This is a genomic window from Candidatus Symbiopectobacterium sp., assembly GCF_020054415.1.
Taxonomy (GTDB): Bacteria; Pseudomonadota; Gammaproteobacteria; order Enterobacterales; family Enterobacteriaceae; genus Symbiopectobacterium.
In genome coordinates this window covers 1-1,451 of record NZ_JAHWCO010000006.1, presented here as the reverse complement: position 1 = coordinate 1,451, position 1,451 = coordinate 1, and the positions used below count along the sequence as shown (strand labels likewise).

At 50.7% G+C, this 1,451-nt stretch carries 2 protein-coding genes and 1 pseudogene; 1 reads left to right on the top strand and 2 read right to left on the bottom strand.

All coding sequences use genetic code 11. The features are described 5' to 3' along the window. The coding region (locus tag QZ506_RS00240; RefSeq protein WP_291968280.1) for a transposase family protein at positions 1 to 212 on the bottom strand (212 nt) is incomplete at its 3' end. A gap of 205 nt (positions 213 to 417) precedes the next feature. On the opposite strand from QZ506_RS00240, the gene QZ506_RS00235 reads away from it, so the two are divergent. Then, on the top strand, positions 418 to 960 hold the full coding sequence (locus QZ506_RS00235; RefSeq protein WP_291968279.1) for a single-stranded DNA-binding protein: 543 nt from the start codon (positions 418 to 420) through the stop codon (positions 958 to 960). Between the two features lie 408 nt (positions 961 to 1,368). On the opposite strand, the pseudogene QZ506_RS00230 reads toward QZ506_RS00235, so the two are convergent. Further along, positions 1,369 to 1,451 (bottom strand): annotated as a pseudogene (locus tag QZ506_RS00230) (lipoprotein); the annotation flags it as partial.

Genomic DNA, 1,451 nt, shown 5'->3' with positions numbered 1-1,451 from the left:
GCGAACTGGCAGGTATCGAGATGGCGCCATTTACGATGTCGGTGATCGTGAATAGGACAGTGTTTCCCGCAGGTTGGACAGGTTAACTGAGTGTTTTCAGCGATACCGACTGTAACGGTAACAGAACCGGCATTCTCATCGGGAGAAAGAGACTTTACCTGCCACGGAATAGACAGGTTGAGGATATGAGCGTAGAGAGACTTTTCGTCCATGGTGGTGACCTCTGCAATTTAATACGCCATTATCATGCCTTCAGCCACCACAACAAGTGAAGACCCATAAATATCCAGTACTCTAATGCAACAATGTAACCAATAAAAAAAGTGTGGATGCGACATCGCGGGTACTCAGCACAGTGCTGGCATGTTATGATTTCTGGCTTAGACTTTACGTATTGACTCATCAGGAGACACAAGCATGGCCAGCAGAGGCGTTAATAAAGTGATTCTTGTCGGGAATCTGGGGCAAGACCCGGAAGTCCGTTATCTGCCGAACGGTGGTGCCGTTGCTAACCTGACTCTGGCCACGTCAGATACTTGGCGCGACAAGCAGACCGGTGAGCAGAAAGAGCGTACAGAATGGCACCGCGTCACTCTGTACGGAAAGCTTGCTGAAGTGGCTGGAGAATACCTGCGCAAAGGCTCACAGGTGTATGTTGAAGGTCAACTGCGCACGCGTAAATGGCAGGATCAGAGCGGGCAGGATCGTTATACCACGGAAGTAGTGGTAGACATTTCCGGCTCCATGCAGATGCTGGGCGGCCGTCAGGGTGGTGGTGCCCCGGCAGGCGGCAACGCAGGCAACAACGCACCGCAGGGTGGCTGGGGACAACCGCAGCAGCCTCAGGGTGGTCAGGCCTTCAGCGGCGGCGCACAGCAAGCACCGCGTCAACAGAACAATGCTCCGATGCCTGGCGGCAATGAACCTCCGATGGACTTTGACGACGATATTCCGTTTTAGGTGCGCTATTCTGCTTTGTAAATCAAGTGATTAAATCAAGTTAATGAGTTAATCATGGGCTGTTGGAGTGCCTATTGCAAGCCTGACTTATCCTTACCCAGTAATGGGTTTGAACCTCGAAAGAGGGAGGGGAGTGTAGCATGTCAGGAAAAGGCTGGTTGTGGGGAAATAACCTACTTTGCGCCAGCCATTGCAAGTCCCATACGGTTAAACCTGATTGGGGCTTCGTTGAATAAATAGATTTTATGCTGGCAGCCCAGCGAAACAACGGATCCTCGCAACGTAAAATCATGCAGTTAGGCCTCATGAGAAAAGTGTACACCTGAGATGACAAGCATTTTCAACCAAAACTGGGCTTTGTTGAATAAATCAGAACTTGTAACGACTGCGCCCCATACGGGTCGATTGTTACGTGATGCGAATACTGTTCGGCATTCCTAATAGCGTGATCCGGTTAAGCGCTTTGACCATGGCCATGGCTTCACCCACCT